This is a genomic window from Hafnia paralvei ATCC 29927 (assembly GCF_001655005.1).
Classification (GTDB): domain Bacteria; phylum Pseudomonadota; class Gammaproteobacteria; order Enterobacterales; family Enterobacteriaceae; genus Hafnia; species Hafnia paralvei.
This window is the reverse complement of the sequence record NZ_LXET01000044.1, coordinates 308239-323253: the sequence shown is the minus strand read 5'-3', so window position 1 is coordinate 323253 and position 15015 is coordinate 308239. Positions and strand designations below refer to the sequence as shown.

12 protein-coding genes are annotated in these 15015 nt (G+C 45.8%); 7 read left to right on the top strand and 5 right to left on the bottom strand.

Translation table 11 applies throughout. The features are described 5' to 3' along the window. Positions 1–177 precede the first annotated feature (177 nt). Both M988_RS13195 and M988_RS13190 read left to right on the top strand, forming a co-directional pair. Complete coding sequence (locus M988_RS13195) at positions 178–396, top strand: hypothetical protein (RefSeq protein WP_004096065.1); 219 nt, start codon at positions 178–180, stop codon at positions 394–396. Then, a complete protein-coding gene (locus M988_RS13190) occupies positions 386–1774 on the top strand; it encodes an APC family permease (protein ID WP_008812903.1) in 1389 nt (462 codons plus the stop codon). The genes M988_RS13195 and M988_RS13190 overlap by 11 nt, the downstream gene beginning before the upstream one ends. Positions 1775–1873: 99 nt before the next feature. On the opposite strand, the gene rarD is transcribed toward M988_RS13190, so the two are convergent. Together rarD and sbcB are read right to left on the bottom strand one after the other, a co-directional pair. Beyond that, positions 1874–2800: an EamA family transporter RarD gene (gene rarD, locus M988_RS13185; protein WP_008812904.1), complete on the bottom strand. Its 927-nt coding sequence runs from the start codon at positions 2798–2800 to the stop codon at positions 1874–1876. A gap of 129 nt (positions 2801–2929) precedes the next feature. After that, positions 2930–4357: an exodeoxyribonuclease I gene (gene sbcB, locus M988_RS13180; protein WP_191279038.1), complete on the bottom strand. Its 1428-nt coding sequence runs from the start codon at positions 4355–4357 to the stop codon at positions 2930–2932. Positions 4358–4566: 209 nt separating this feature from the next. Here sbcB and M988_RS13175 point away from each other — a divergent pair, with 209 nt between their 5' ends. The 5 genes from M988_RS13175 to M988_RS13155 all read left to right on the top strand — a co-directional run bounded on the left by M988_RS13175 (position 4567) and on the right by M988_RS13155 (position 11058). Next, complete coding sequence (locus M988_RS13175; protein ID WP_008812906.1) at positions 4567–5625, top strand: FUSC family protein; 1059 nt, start codon at positions 4567–4569, stop codon at positions 5623–5625. A 452-nt stretch (positions 5626–6077) separates the two neighbouring features. Further along, positions 6078–6653 (top strand): fimbrial-like protein, encoded by a 576-nt coding sequence (locus M988_RS13170; protein WP_008812907.1) that lies wholly within the window; start codon positions 6078–6080, stop codon positions 6651–6653. 77 nt (positions 6654–6730) lie between these two features. Further along, entirely contained in the window at positions 6731–9256 is a 2526-nt protein-coding gene (locus M988_RS13165; RefSeq protein ID WP_064574549.1) for a fimbria/pilus outer membrane usher protein, read from the top strand. 15 nt (positions 9257–9271) lie between these two features. Next, the gene (locus tag M988_RS13160) at positions 9272–10006 is read left to right on the top strand and encodes a fimbrial biogenesis chaperone (protein ID WP_008812909.1); all 735 of its coding nucleotides are present in this window, start codon (positions 9272–9274) and stop codon (positions 10004–10006) included. Positions 10007–10008: 2 nt separating this feature from the next. Next, entirely contained in the window at positions 10009–11058 is a 1050-nt protein-coding gene (locus M988_RS13155; protein ID WP_064574502.1) for a hypothetical protein, read from the top strand. 41 nt (positions 11059–11099) lie between these two features. Here M988_RS13155 and proX read toward each other — a convergent pair whose 3' ends face one another. The 3 genes from proX to proV all read right to left on the bottom strand — a co-directional run bounded on the left by proX (position 11100) and on the right by proV (position 14594). Beyond that, positions 11100–12152 (bottom strand): glycine betaine/L-proline ABC transporter substrate-binding protein ProX, encoded by a 1053-nt coding sequence (gene proX, locus M988_RS13150; RefSeq protein WP_004096035.1) that lies wholly within the window; start codon positions 12150–12152, stop codon positions 11100–11102. Between the two features lie 139 nt (positions 12153–12291). Further along, a complete protein-coding gene (gene proW, locus M988_RS13145) occupies positions 12292–13398 on the bottom strand; it encodes a glycine betaine/L-proline ABC transporter permease ProW (RefSeq protein ID WP_008812911.1) in 1107 nt (368 codons plus the stop codon). After that, on the bottom strand, positions 13395–14594 hold the full coding sequence (proV, locus tag M988_RS13140) for a glycine betaine/L-proline ABC transporter ATP-binding protein ProV (RefSeq protein WP_008812912.1): 1200 nt from the start codon (positions 14592–14594) through the stop codon (positions 13395–13397). Before proV ends, proW begins: the two co-directional genes overlap by 4 nt. Positions 14595–15015 lie beyond the last annotated feature (421 nt).

Genomic DNA, 15015 nt, shown 5'->3' with positions numbered 1-15015 from the left:
ATGAACTGCCCGAACAGCTGATTGGGCAGATTCCAAATACAGAGCGCGATCGGTTGATTTGCGCGATAGCCAGAGCAAAAGCATTACTCGCGGCTGTTTTCCACTACCGGACCACGGAGCGTTCAGGCGGTAGTGGTTTCAATGTGACGTATCGGGATACGTCTAGAGGATATAACGATGGTGCATGTTTATGTTTATCCGCCGCGCTTGGGCGAACGCCTGAGCCGCAGCGAATACGGGCCAGCTCACTGTTTTTCTGGCGCTTTGCTAAATGAACAAACTTATATCTGTAGTCGATTATCCCGCCGCCTAATACGACGTTTCCCCGCGGCCTCTCTGAATGACGTTAATTTGTTACCAGCAGAGGACAAAGGGGGAAACCGTCATGGCGATTAGAACTCCTTCTGTTTCTCAGGCGACTGCACATGAAGCAGGCAAGCCTCAATTACGTAAATCTCTAAAGCTCTGGCAGATCGTTATGATGGGCTTGGCCTACCTGACGCCAATGACAGTGTTTGATACCTTCGGCATTGTTTCCGGTATCAGCAACGGCCATGTGCCGATGTCATATCTGTTTGCGCTGGCCGGAGTGCTATTTACGGCAATTAGCTATGGAAAACTGGTACGTCAGTTCCCGACGGCGGGTTCTGCCTATACCTATGCGCAAAAAGCGATAAATCCGCACGTAGGTTTCTTGGTGGGCTGGTCATCGCTGCTTGATTATCTGTTTTTGCCGATGATTAACGTGCTGTTGGCAAAAATCTATCTGTCGGCGATGTTCCCAGAAGTTCCCCCTTGGATTTGGGTCGTTGGTTTTGTTGCGATAATGACGGCGGCTAACCTGAAAAGTGTGAGTTTAGTGGCAAACTTCAACACCATTTTTGTTCTGGTGCAGGTTGCCATTATTTTGGTCTTCATCTTTCTCGTGGTTCAAGGGCTGCATAAAGGGGAAGGGGTGGGAAAGGTGTGGAGCCTACAGCCTTTTGTCAGTGAAAATGCCCACCTGTTGCCGATAATCACCGGTGCCACCATCGTGTGCTTCTCCTTCCTCGGATTTGATGCGGTAACTACGCTGTCTGAAGAAACCAAGGATGCGGCAAAAACCATTCCGCGCGCGATATTCTTGACCGCGCTGTATGGCGGGATCATTTTCATCTCGGTGTCGTTCTTTATTCAGCTCTTCTTCCCCGATATCACGCGATTTAAACAGCCGGATGAGGCGTTACCGGAAATTGCGTTATACGTCGGTGGCAAGCTGTTCCAGTCAATCTTCTTGTGCACCACCTTCGTGAATACGTTGGCTTCGGGTTTGGCATCGCACGCCAGCGTTTCACGCCTGCTGTACGTGATGGGGCGTGATAACGTATTCCCAGAGAAGATTTTTGGCTATGTACATCCCAAGTGGCGCACGCCAGCGTTAAACGTGATCATGGTGGGATTGGTGGCTCTGTCGGCCATTTCGTTTGATTTGGTGACGGCCACGGCGTTGATTAACTTTGGTGCGCTGGTCGCGTTTACCTTTGTGAATCTTTCAGTCATCAGCCATTTTTACATTCGCGAAGGACGTAATAAAACGTGGAAAGATCGCTTCCATTTTCTGGTATTGCCGATGATCGGGGCGCTCACCGTGGCCGTACTGTGGCTGAACCTTGAGAAAAGTTCACTGACGATGGGATTGATTTGGGCAGCGCTCGGCTTTGGATATTTGGTTTATCTGACCCGACGCTTCCGTAAACCGCCACCGCAGTTCGAAAGCCAACCGCAGGCGGAATGATACGGGTAGAAGTCATATCGGGGAGTGAAAGCTCCCCGATTTTTTACCTATAGCGTGGCCAGACCGGAGGATGTTTATTGAGCGGTTAGGGTGGGTGAGTTAATGTCCCGGATGGTTTCTTTTTCCCCGTACCATATCTGTGGCCAGATGTCGGTAACGCCAATGCTGGCGGAATAACTCATATACACAAAATGCCAATCCTAACCATATCAAGGAGAAACTGATCATTTTCGGCATACTAATTGGCTCACCGAAGGCTAATACGGCGAGCAAGAATTGTAGCGACGGCTCTACATATTGCGCTAAGCCAATCACCGTCAGCGAAGTGCGTTTGATTGCGGCGGCGAACAGTAAAAGTGGTGCAAAGGTGACTGGGGCGGTAAGCGCATAAAGTACAAAGGTTTTAGTGCCGGAACCCGCTAAAATGCTGCTGCCTGTCATGTGCAGCCAAATTGTGATGGCAATAGCCAGCGGCAACATCCAAAGGGTTTCCAGCGTTAACGCGGTCATGATGTCGTAACGGATAAATTTACGCACCAGACCATAAAAGGCAAAAGTACTGCCCATCGCCAGAGCCAAAATGGGGATGTGTCCCAACAACACGATCTGATAGGCCAGCCCTGTTATCGCGAGCGCAACGGCAATTCGCTGAAAACGGCTTAGTTTGTCGTGCAGAAAAATCACGCCAAGGGCAATTGAAAATAGTGGATTAGTGAAGTAACCGAGACTGGCATCTAAGACCAAATTGTGGGTGAGGGCATAGATAAACGTGGTCCATGATACGCTCATGATAGCGCCGCCCAGCAGACAGCAAAACAGAGAGCGCTTGTCCTGCCAGACTTGTTTCCACGTTGTGCGATTTTTGAAGAGCAGACGTAGCAAAAGCAGCAAAGGAATAGACCAAAACAGGCGTTGCGCTAGCAGCTCTAATGCATTGGCATCCGGCAGCATTTTATAAAATAACGGAGTGATACCCCATAAAATAAACGCCAGAACGGCCAAGGCTGGCCCGTTTTTTAGCCACATAATAACGACCTGTTTTTTGTAAAGTCTATTGTAAAATAAAGATAAAATCGGCTTCTGATGCTAATACTACCCGCTGTTGAAAATACTGTGGGTGATATAGCTCACCCTAAAACATAAAACTCATAAATATTAATTGACTAGCTGACGCGCGTATTCAAAGAGCTCTTTGAGTTGGGCAAGCTTTTCAGGTTCGTCTTCATGGCGGTTATACAACTCTTCAAGTTGATGGATATACGCCTGTAATCGCTCCGGTGTTAGCACTGCTTGGCGGTGGAGTTGCCAGCGACGTTGCTCATCATCGGTAAGCGTCGTGGGGAAGTTGCGGGCGCGATAGCGGAACAGCAAAGGCAGAACGCGTTTATCGTTAAACGTGAGGTCGAGAGCGGGAAGATTCTGTGGCAGCGTCTCTCTTATAATCTGCATGGCGCTTCGGTCTGCGTCGCTGAAGAACCCGTCATAAAGCTGTGCATCAACGTCATCTGACGCTTTAAAAGGCTCGGCCTCAGCGAAAACGGCAACGACTTTATCGCGCAGTTCTGGGTGATTACGCAGCAACTGCAAGTTATCCATACAACGCTGGCGGTCTAAGCCAAGGCGTTCAGCGTTTTCTGGGCGCAGCGTCTGATCTGGAGCCAAAACCGGACACTTGTTGATATGGACTAATTTAAGCGGTGCAGGCGGTTGGTCGGAACGCAATTCACTACGACGTGTATAAAGACGTTCGCGCAGAGCATCGGTATCGAGTTCCAACAGTGGTGACATATCACCGGCAAGATCGCACATGATCACGGCATTTTTGTTGTCGGGGTGCCACGCCAGTGGCGCAACTAGGCTTGTGTTGCCACGCAGCGCACCAAACATTCCGGAAATATGGACTAAAGGTTTCATGTTGGCGATATCAAGTAGTGCAGAAACCTTATGCTTATTTCTCAGTTGGAACAGGTAATCAAACAGCTTAGGCTGAGCTTGTTTAACTAACTTCGCCAGTGCAATGGTAGCGTACACGTCGGCCATCGCATCATGCGCATTTTCGTGTTCGATACCGTTGGCTTTAGACAAATGCTCGAGCTTGAAGCTCGGCAGACCTTCTTCATTTTCTGGCCAGTTAATCCCTTCAGGACGTAAGGCGTAGCAGGTACGCAGCACATCGAGTAAATCCCAGCGTGAATTCCCGTTTTGCCAACTATAGGCGTAGGGATCGTAAAAGTTGCGATAAAAGATATTGCGGCTTACTTCATCATCAAAACGAATATTGTTGTAGCCCATGATACAGGTGCCAGGCACGCTAAATATTTGATTGATCTGGCGAGAAAACTCGGCTTCGCTAACGCCTCGTGTTAAAGCGACCTGAGGAGTAATACCTGTGATCATCACGGCTTCTGGCTGTGGCAGATAGTCGTCTGAGGGGCGGCAGTAAATGACCAGTGGCTCTTCGATAATGTTGAAATCAGCATCGGTACGAACGCCCGCAAATTGGGCTGGTCGATCTAGCGCGGGATGTTGACCAAAGGTTTCGTAGTCGTGGATGAGGAAAGTTGGCGCGGCCTTGCTCAAAATAACATCTCTTATCGGGAAACAAAGTGATAACTAGTGTAACCGCGAAATCAGCTAAACCCAATGCTTGCGGCGGACTGTGCGGAAAACATCGCATTAATCTTTTATCTGGTTTAGCTAATCGGTGTTTGCTATTTAATTTTCTTTCCGATATTGAGTACACTTGAGCAAGAAAATAATTTCTATATGTTGTACTTCTGAAGGTATCCCCAGTGCGTCTTAATCGAGCAATAAGTCCCCTTGAACATGTCATTTATGGTCACTATAAGGTCGTGCATGGCGTGCGTATGGCGCTTGCATTTGTACTCACGTTTTTAGCCATTCGATTGTTGCATGTGCCTGAAGCTACGTGGCCGCTCATTACAATGGTGGTGGTGATGGGCCCCATCTCATTTTGGGGGAACGTGCTTACTCGTGCGCTGCAGCGCATTATGGGAACTGTATTCGGTGCAACCTCTGGGCTAATTGCGCTGTATATTGAAATCTATTCGTTACCGTTGATGCTAGTGTGGTGTGCATTGGTGATGTTTGTGTGCGGCGTACTGGCTTTGGGTAAAAGGCCCTATATGGGGCTGTTGATTGGTATTACGTTGGCGGTCGTCTGCGGGGCAGGGCCAGGGGATATGAACACTGCGCTATGGCGGAGCGGTGATGTCATTATCGGTTCGTTACTCGCGCTATTTTTTACTTCCATCTATACACAGAGAGCTTTTGTTCACTGGCGATTGATGATGAGTAAAGAGCTTAAAAACATGAGTGACTTTTACAGTGCGCATATGTCACCCAACATATTAGAACGTCCACATTTGTCGGCAAAACATCAGCAAATCCTTAATGAACTCGTCAAGGTTCGGACACTCATCTCACCCTGTGTACGTGAAACTCGCATTAATAAAGATGTGTTTGATGCCATTCAAGTCATGAGCCGAAATTTGGTGTCTACGTTGGAGCTATTGACCGATGCCTACTGGGCGACGCGCGAAAGTCATTTCATCATGCTGAATGCTACCACGTTGCGGGTGTTCCAAAAGCTCTCTATCAATACATTGAATGCGTTATCGAGCGCATTACTGAGCGGCAACATTGACGATGATCTGAGTGACCTACCGGAAATGGGCGCGGTTTCTGTTGAGTTGAAGCATCTGATGGAAAATGCCAAAGCGGCGGAAAATATAGAGGCGCCTATCTATGGCTATGTGTGGCTGAATCTGGAGTTGGCAAAACAGCTCGATGAGCTGAGAGATTTGGTTAGCATGGCGTTAACGAAATAAGCGTGTTTTATAAAACGGCTTAATAATCTTAAGTCGTTTTATATAAAGCCAGCCTTCTTAAGCGCAAAGCCTGTGACAAGACTTAAACTATATTGAAATGTAAATTCGAAATAATAGCTAAATATGTCACAGAGTTTATGGTAGCATCCCTCTGTGTTCTTAAAAATAAAATAATAATTATCCATAAACATGGCATTAAATAATGGTTTGACTACATTTTTTGTGGTTGGATATATATAAATTAAAAATTCAGTTTTATATTCAATGTTTACATTGAATATAATTAGCGATTCTTCTTTGTAAATTAACAAGAAAAATAAAGTTAACCCCGCTTTTATTTGTAATATACCCTCGTTTTAAATTAACTACTTGGCACCCATTCGTTTATGGGGTGCTTATGTCGTTATTGTTTTACTTGGGTAAGTCAATTTTATAATAAAGGACTATGTCGCATGTTTAAGAAAACGTTGTTAGCGGGAATCACAGGTGTTGTACTTTCAGGCGTTGTTTTTAACGCCAGTGCTGCAGGTGAGGCAAACCAAGGCTCCGGTAAAATTACTTTTACTGGTGAGGTGATTGAAGCTCCATGTTCAATCAAACCGGGTGATGAAGATTTAAAAGTCAACTTGGGTGAGGTTGCTACTAATGTATTAAATAGTACTCAGCAATCTTTAGCTGAGGATTTCACCATTCATTTGCAGGATTGTATTCTGACAGATAGCAAGGGCGTTGTGGTTACCGATAAAGTGAAAATCACTTTCACTTCACCTAACACTGATACCACAGATACAAGCCTGATGGCTAACACATTGCAAGGTAACATCGGTGCTGCTAGCAATGTCGGTGTGCGTATTCTCGATTCGGGAAATAATAAGTTAACGTTGGGCTCAGCGGTAACCGTGACCTTCCCTGATTCAAGTTCCTATCAAGAGTTAAATTTTAAAGCTCGTATGGAGAAAATCGGTACTACGACGGTAACACCGGGTAACGTACAGGCTCAGGCTAATTATATGCTTGATTATAAATAAAATCACATAACCCATTGAAATCAAACCGGTGAGACTGTCACCGGTTTTTAATAATGCTTTTTATACAAAATGTGTTTATGTGCAAAAATAAAAAGACCGGCTATTTAAATTTATTTCTTTTCATAAAGAAAGCGTTATGTTCAGTTGTCTTTTCGGCATTAGTGCCTTCGACTGTGTTGGCCACTGAGTTTAATACGAATTTTATGGATGTAGACGATCGTGACAATATTGACCTTTCTCAATTCGAGAAGAAAGGGCAGATCCCTGCTGGGCAGTATATTGTTCAGGTATCGATCAATAAAAATGTGTTACCTAAAACATGGACACTAGAATGGCTCGCTGCTGATAACGAAAGCGGAACTCAGTTGTGCTTGACCGCCGAACACCTGCAGCAACTTGGCTTTGACGAGACGTTTATTAAACAACTTCATGAATGGAATCAGCAGAAATGCTTGGACGTTACCCGTAAACCAGAGCTCTCGGTTAAGCTCGATAAGGCTAATATGCTGTTGAACTTAACGGCTCCACAGTTATGGATGAAATATCAAGCCAAAAATTGGACGCCGCCAGAGTATTGGGATGATGGTATAGCAGGCGCATTGTTAGACTATAACGTATATGCCAGCCGATACGAACCTCACGATGGCGATAGTACACAAAATATGAGCTCTTATGGAACGCTAGGATTCAACCTCGGCGCTTGGCGTTTTCGCTCTGATTATCAGTACAGTGAAGATTTTATTAACGGTAAATCGAGCGGTAGCGAAGCCACGCTTTCCCGCACTTATCTCTTTCGTCCTATCCCCGCGATATCATCAAAATTTACTGCGGGACAGTACGATCTTGATTCCGATATTTTTGATACCTTTCACTTTACAGGCGCTTCGTTGGAAAGCGATGAACATATGCTACCGCCAGATTTGCAAGGTTATGCTCCCCAAATTACAGGTATTGCCCAGACCAACGCCAAAGTGACCGTTGAGCAAAACGGCCGTGTGCTCTATCAGACAACCGTGTCACCAGGCCCATTTACCATCAGTGATTTAGGGAATACGCTGCAAGGACAAATGGATGTGACGGTAGAAGAAGAGGATGGGCGCAAAAGTACGTTTCAAGTCGGTTCTGCATCGGTCCCGTTTCTCACCCGTAAAGGCCAGGTGCGATATAAGGCCTCTGTTGGAAAACCGACAACGACCTCGCACAACGATGTGAATAACCCTCTTTTCTTGACCAGCGAATTCTCATGGGGCTGGCTAGGCAATACGTCACTTTACGGCGGTGCGATTCTGACGGCTGATGATTATCAATCGATTAGCTCGGGGATCGGTTTTAATCTGAATGAGCTGGGTTCTATATCGTTTGATATCACGCGCTCTGAAGCCGAACTGGGCTACTCTGAAACACCACAGGAAAGAAAAGGCGGTTACAGTTATCGAGTGAATTACGCTAAACGGTTTGAGTCTACAGGCAGTCAGGTCACGTTTGCCGGGTATCGTTTCTCAGATAAAGAGTATGTGACGATGACTGAATATCTCAATTCACAGGATGGGGACGAGAATACCGATGATGAAAAAGAAAGCTATATTCTCTCCTTTAACCAAACGATCGAATCGTTTGGTGTGAATGCATACTTTAACATCTCTCGAGATACATACTGGAATTCTAATAGTGATACCCGTTATTCGCTCTCGCTAAGCCGCAATTTTGAGCTTGGTGATATCAAAGGTATTTCTGCCTCACTATCGTTAACGCGTACCCGCTGGGATGGCGAAAACGAAAATCAATATTATCTTTCTTTCTCTGTTCCTCTCGGGCTAGGCAGCAGCATGTCATATAACGTGCAGCGCTATGGGGATAAAACCGCACAGTCTGTTTCTTATTACGATTCTTCTGACAAGAACAATACGTGGAACGTTTCCACATCCGCGGATAACGATCAAATAAGAGATGGAAAACCCGCTTTGCGTGGCGGTTACCAGCACTATTCGCCGTACGGTCGCTTTAATTTAGCGGCCAGTGTCCAACCGAACACATACAACTCGCTGAATGTGGGTTGGAATGGTTCTGCCACCGCGACTCGCTACGGCGCGGCGCTGCATGATTATACCAGTGGTAACAATGCTCGCATGATGGTGGACACTGACGGCATTGCTGGTGTTGCGCTCAATCGCAGTCGTACTATAACGAATGGCTATGGCATCGGTGTCATTCCTTCAATCAGCAATTATCAAACGGCAACATTGCAAGTCAACAGCAACGATCTGCCAGAAGGCGTTGATGTGAGTAATTCGGTGATTCGCACCACTCTTACTGAAGGCGCTATTGGCTATACGGCACTAAGTGCGACCAAAGGTTATCAAATTGTGGGTGTTATTCGCCTTGCCGATGGTCGTTTTCCTCCACTGGGTGTCACCGTTGTTGATGCCAAAACGAACAAAGACGTTGGATTGGTTGCCGAAGAGGGGTTCGTTTATCTCAGCGGTATTCAGGAAGGAAGCATGTTGCGTGTTGCGTGGTCCAGCAACATCTGTGAAATCACCCCACCTAATCAAAGTAATATCAGCGAGGCAGCCATTATATTGCCTTGTAAGACTGTTCATTAATTCAGGTTTAATAAGATGAAAGTAAGCTATTCATTAGTGTCACTTATTTGGTTGCTCGGTGTGAGCAGTATGATAAACGCCGCGGTGCTTCCCGATCGTACCCGTTTAGTGCTGAATGAAACGGATAAAAGCGTGTCGGTCCGATTAACGAATAAGAGTGAAACGCTCCCCTACTTGGCCCAGTCATGGATTGAGGATAGCGAGGGTAAGAAAACACGTAATTTTATCTCTCCGTTGCCACCGCTACTGCGCTTAGATCCTAGAGAACAGAGCCAAGTTCGGTTAATGGCGCTTCCGCCGTTGGCTACGCTGCCGAAAGATCGAGAGAGTCTGTTTTATTATAATGTCCGCGAAGTTCCCCCGCGCATGGAAGATAAAAACGCCATGCAAATTGCCATGCAAAGCCGGTTAAAACTTTTCTGGCGGCCTAAAGCAATAGTCCTGAAGGCGGGTGCTGTGATGACATGGGATAAAGTCGATATTTCTCAGACGGCAAACGGGATTAATTTTAAAAATAATACGCCTTACTACGTAACGGTTGGCTATATTGGCCTTGACGGTAAGACGCTTATCGCGGGCGGAAATAGCATTATGGTCGCCCCTTTTGACCAAGAAACTATGACAGTAAAGAATTTGCCGTCTCGTTTCCAAATTGGCTATGTCGGTGATTATGGCGGTCTGACCCTCTACAAGATTAGCTGCAACTCAGTGCAGTCAGTTTGTCAAAATACGGCTGTACTGAAGGAATAAATATGCGCAATCTTCTCTTTTTGTTAGCTCTTGTCTCTGTATTCTCGTCATCCTCTGCCTGGGCGTTAGATTGCTATAAAGACAATCATGGCGGGCCTATTAGATTTAGTGCCATGTTACCTTCGTTCATTATTCCAGAGAATGCGCCATTAGGAAGCAAAGTCTGGGAGAGTGGTGACGTTAACTTGACCGTGTATTGTGATAACTCCGCCGATTGGACTCAACATGCTCCAACGGAAACTGTTCATGCTTGGATTAAACTTCCAGAAATAAACAGTAGCGATGTGATTGATAACCCCTATTTTACCTTTGGGGTAACTTATGAAGGTGTTGATTATGAAACCACAGGGTTTGGAATTGATACGGGAAAATGTTTAGATAAATCATCCAGTGGTAACTATGCTGGTCATACTCCCGTATGCAACGGAGTGGATTATCAAAAAAATATTAGTTTTAATGCCCGATTTAGATTGTATATGAAGCTTAAAGCGATTCCTGCGACCAGCGATACTGTTTACGATTTCGGCAGTATTAACGTCTTACAGTTTGATGGCTCGGGAGGCGCAAACCTTCAATCAAATGCAAAAAATCTACGTTTTAATATCGATGGATTGAGCAACGTGCGCTTTTTGGATTGTAGCGTAGACATTAAGGTTTTTCCTGAAAGTCAGGTAGTGAGTTTTAAGCAAATTGATAATTCATCTATTCGTACAAGCCCTGCAACTGAGCCTTTTAGTATCTCGACCATTAAAGATATGAGTGCAGGTTGTACTCAGCAGTTTGATGTGCAAACCAGTTTTTATACGGATGATGTACTTTACGATGCAACGCATCTTGATATGGATAATGGTTTGCTGCTGAAAATCATCGATGAAGAAGATCATGCTGCCATTGAATATAACCAGTACAAGGCGTTTACCACTTATATTCCTGGACAGGGCTCAGATACGATTACACATGAGTACACTGCGGAATTAACAAAAAATCCGACTAAAGAAGTGTCGATAGGGCCATTTAGTAAGGATCTCATTATCAAACTTAATTACCATTAAACTTTTAGTAGCATGGCGCGCTAGGCGCCATGCCATAAACATTATTTAGCCGTGTCTGCTGCTTTTTTTGCTGCATCAACCCAGCCATCAAATGTGGCTTGGTGGGCTTTGATCCAACCGTTAACGTGGCGTTCAATATCTGCTTCTGAGTTTTCACCCTGATGCATGCGCAGGTTCTGTGCGTTGACATCAGCAATGGGTAACTTCATTTCGGCAAACAGTTTAGCCGCAGCAGGGTTTTTCTCTGCGAAGGTTTTGTTTGCTACGATCTGCATATTGTTGACTGGGAAGCCGTAGTTAGCACCGTTTGGTAGCTTGGTGTCGACATCTTTCAGGCTGCCTGGAAGAGCAGAGAATGGCACTTGTAACCAGACAACGTCACGTCCTGGTTTTAGTACATCGCTGACCCAATACGGTGTCCAAGTGTAATAAAACACAGGCTTACCTTCTTTAAAGCGAGTCATTGTGTCTGCAATCAGCGCGGAATAATTACCTTGATTGTGTTCGACGGTGTCGTTTAAACCATAGGCTTTTAACTGATAGTTAATTGATGCTTCGCAACCCCAGCCTGGAGTACAGCCTGCCAAATCGGCTTTGCCATCGTTATTCGTATCGAATAACTTGGCGATTTTGGGATCTTTCAGCTGTTCAATATTGGTGATGTGATATTGATCGGCCGTTTTTTTGTCAATCAAATACCCTTGTGCCGCACCCGTTACATACTGGCCTTCGCGATAGAATTTCTTATCGCCTCCCGCGCCGTTGTACATATCTGAGTGAAGCTGATCCCAGTTTACCGCTAAGAAGGTTGCATCACCTGCGGCAACCGACGTGTATGCGACGTTGTAGTCCACCTCTTTGGTCGGCTGCACGTCGTAGCCTAGTTTTGTCAGCGCCTTGCTCACCAGTTGGGTCTGGAAAGTCTCTTCGGCAATACTGCTCTGAATTGGCTGTACAGACACGCCTTTACCCGGCAGTTCAGCAGCCTGAGTGGAGAAGGTGGTAGATAGTGTACCGAATGCCAGAGCGGTAATGGCCAGCATAGATGCGATACGTTGTTGTGTTTGCTTATGTTGTTTTGTTTGTTCTGTCATGAATATTCCTGTTTATTTTAGGTGGAGGGAATACGACTGCCCAAATCTTCCCCATAGAACGGTAGGGTGGAAGAGTGAGAACCCAAATCGGGTTACTGGTGATGTACCTCCCTCAATGAAGAGGGAGGCTGGGGACGTGTTATCCGCGTTTAATAAAAAGACGTGCGACTAGCCCAATAGGACCGCTCATGTACCAGCCCTGCATACCGCGGCTGCGGCGATCGCGACCAACAGATTGAGTGAGTCGGTCGAGGATAATCGCCAGAATGACGATGCCGACACCCCCGATGGATGCCAGTCCCATATCAAGGCGACCGATACCGCGTAATACCATCTGACCTAAGCCGCCAACGGCAATCATCGATGCAATGACGACCATGGATAGTGCTAACATTAGGGTCTGGTTTACGCCCGCCATAATGGTAGGCATCGCCAGCGGTAGCTGAACTTTAAACAGCATCTGTCGTGGACTTGAGCCGAAAGACTCTGCTGCCTCAATGAGGTCAGCCGGCACTTGCTGAATACCTAAGCTGGTTAAACGCACAATAGGGGGGAGCGCAAAGATGATAGTGACCACGACCCCCGGTACGTTACCGATACCAAACAGCATGACGATAGGCACCAGATAAACGAATGCCGGCGTGGTTTGCATCGCATCCAGCAACGGCCTGATGACGCGAGCAGCTCCTTTGCTGCGAGCCAGCCAAATACCTAGCGGTAAGCCTATCAACATGCAGAAGAACAGCGATGTGAGCACCAGCGCCAATGTCACCATTGCCTGTGACCAAGCACCGATCGCCCCAATGGCCACGAGACCAATCAGGGTAGCTGCCCCCATTCCTAGTCCTGCACATTGCCAAGCAATCAGGGCAAATACTAAGATTGCGATAGGGGCAGGCATACCTTGTAAGATGTTCTGGAAGCCGCTGAGGACAAAGTCCACGGGCATACGGATCCCTTGAAATACTGGGCGACCATGGCTGACAAGCCAGTCAATACCGTGAGTAACCCAACTATCAAAGGGCACCCAGGTGTGATGGAACGGGTCCATCAGATTAAAATGCTCGGCTTCAGGCGTCGGCGCGCTGCTTAACCAGTCGCTGCTTTGTGCCGCGTGATTACTGGCGGCATCCGTCGTTGCCGGTGATGAAGACCATGCGTCTGCGCCTTGCGATGCGGAGGTGGCGTTGCTGGCGGCTGATTCTGCGGGTTCGGTTGCCCATGGATTACTCGTTGCGTCACTCATTGATTAGGGCCCTCTTTGTCAAGTGCTTGAAGTAGCGTACCTTTATTGATAATGCCGATAAAAATACCGTCAGCAGAGGTTACTGGAACCCCACAAGGGGATTGAGCAACCAAAGAAATTAACTCGTTGAGCGAAGTATCTGCATCAACGGCTTCTGGAGCTGATAGCAGGGCAGAATCTAAGGACTGACCTTGAGAGAGCGCTTGCTTTAATGATTCAACGGACACGATACCAATATATTTTTGGCCGCGTTCCACAACATAACCATAATCATGATCTTCATCCTGCAGTAATTTCAATGCAGAGCGAGGACCAAATCCTGGTGTTTTTCGAATCAGAGAGAGATGTCGGCGACGAGCAATATCTTTCGCACTAAACACCTGACTAATATCCACACCTTTAAAGAAGGTCTTAACATAATCATTGGCAGGATTATTCAATATTTCTTCTGGTGTTCCGACCTGAATAACTTCACCGCCTTGCATAATAGCAATTCGGTCGCCAATACGCATGGCTTCATCCAAATCATGTGAGATAAATACAATGGTTCTCTGTTGTTGAGATTGAAGTCTTATTAATTCGTCCTGCATTTCCGTACGAATTAAAGGGTCTAACGCAGAGAAAGCTTCATCCATTAAAAGAATATCAGGATTAATTGCCATTGCCCGAGCTAAGCCCACACGTTGGCGCATACCCCCTGATAGTTCATCAGGGTAAGAATGAGCATGACTTTCCAAACCGACCTGACGTAAGGCCTCTAGTGCTTTTTGATGACGCTCAGCCTGAGGCACGCCGGATAATTCGAGCCCAAAGGCGGTGTTATCCAATACGTTTAAATGAGGCATTAGTGCAAATGATTGAAAAACCATACTAATTTTACTGCGGCGAATATTGCGCAGTTTCTCTTCCGAGACTCGAGCGATATCTTCACCGTCAATCATGACTTGGCCACGGGTCGGTTTAATCAGACGATTGAGAAGGCGTACCATGGTGGACTTGCCGGAACCTGAGAGTCCCATGATGACAAATATCTCGCCTTCTTCAATGGCCAGACTGGCATTTTTAACGCCAACGGTCAGACCTGTTTTTTCAAATATTTGGTCTTTATGCAGACCTGATTCAATAAGTTTAAATGCCCGCTCGGGATGTTCCCCGAATACTTTATATAGATTCTTAATTTCTATTTTAATAGTCATGCAATAATAGAGTGTCCTATAATAATGATAATTAAGTCACAGATTATTTAATGCAAATAATCCAAATGTTTTGAGCGAAATCGTCTAATACCCTAACATAATGAGATGATGAGACAACCCCTAAATCCAGATTAATACCTTATTTGGGGTTTACATAACCAAAAATATTCGTTATGGTAAAATGCTGCTGCGCTTTCGTCCTGATTTTAACGTTGGTCTGTTTTTTGGTTATTTGTGCTATTGTTTGCATAAATTAATGCTGGAATATTTTTTAGTAGATAGATTTACCCAAGCATATAATTTTGATAGGAATGATCCTAATATTTCATTTATTATATGCTTCTTTATAAACATTATTATCCACTGATATTCTCATCGTTCGACAGAATATCAGGCTGATTTTTTGCCTCAAATATGAGAA

Coding starts and splice junctions, on each gene's coding strand:
- M988_RS13195 (WP_004096065.1), top strand. CDS start 178: ATGGTGCATGTTTATGTTTATCCGCCGCGCTTGGGCGAACGCCTGAGC.
- proV (WP_008812912.1), bottom strand. CDS start 14,594: ATGACTATTAAAATAGAAATTAAGAATCTATATAAAGTATTCGGGGAA.
- proW (WP_008812911.1), bottom strand. CDS start 13,398: ATGAGTGACGCAACGAGTAATCCATGGGCAACCGAACCCGCAGAATCA.
- M988_RS13170 (WP_008812907.1), top strand. CDS start 6,078: ATGTTTAAGAAAACGTTGTTAGCGGGAATCACAGGTGTTGTACTTTCA.
- M988_RS13190 (WP_008812903.1), top strand. CDS start 386: ATGGCGATTAGAACTCCTTCTGTTTCTCAGGCGACTGCACATGAAGCA.
- proX (WP_004096035.1), bottom strand. CDS start 12,152: ATGACAGAACAAACAAAACAACATAAGCAAACACAACAACGTATCGCA.
- rarD (WP_008812904.1), bottom strand. CDS start 2,800: ATGTGGCTAAAAAACGGGCCAGCCTTGGCCGTTCTGGCGTTTATTTTA.
- M988_RS13155 (WP_064574502.1), top strand. CDS start 10,009: ATGCGCAATCTTCTCTTTTTGTTAGCTCTTGTCTCTGTATTCTCGTCA.
- M988_RS13160 (WP_008812909.1), top strand. CDS start 9,272: ATGAAAGTAAGCTATTCATTAGTGTCACTTATTTGGTTGCTCGGTGTG.
- M988_RS13165 (WP_064574549.1), top strand. CDS start 6,731: ATGTGCAAAAATAAAAAGACCGGCTATTTAAATTTATTTCTTTTCATA.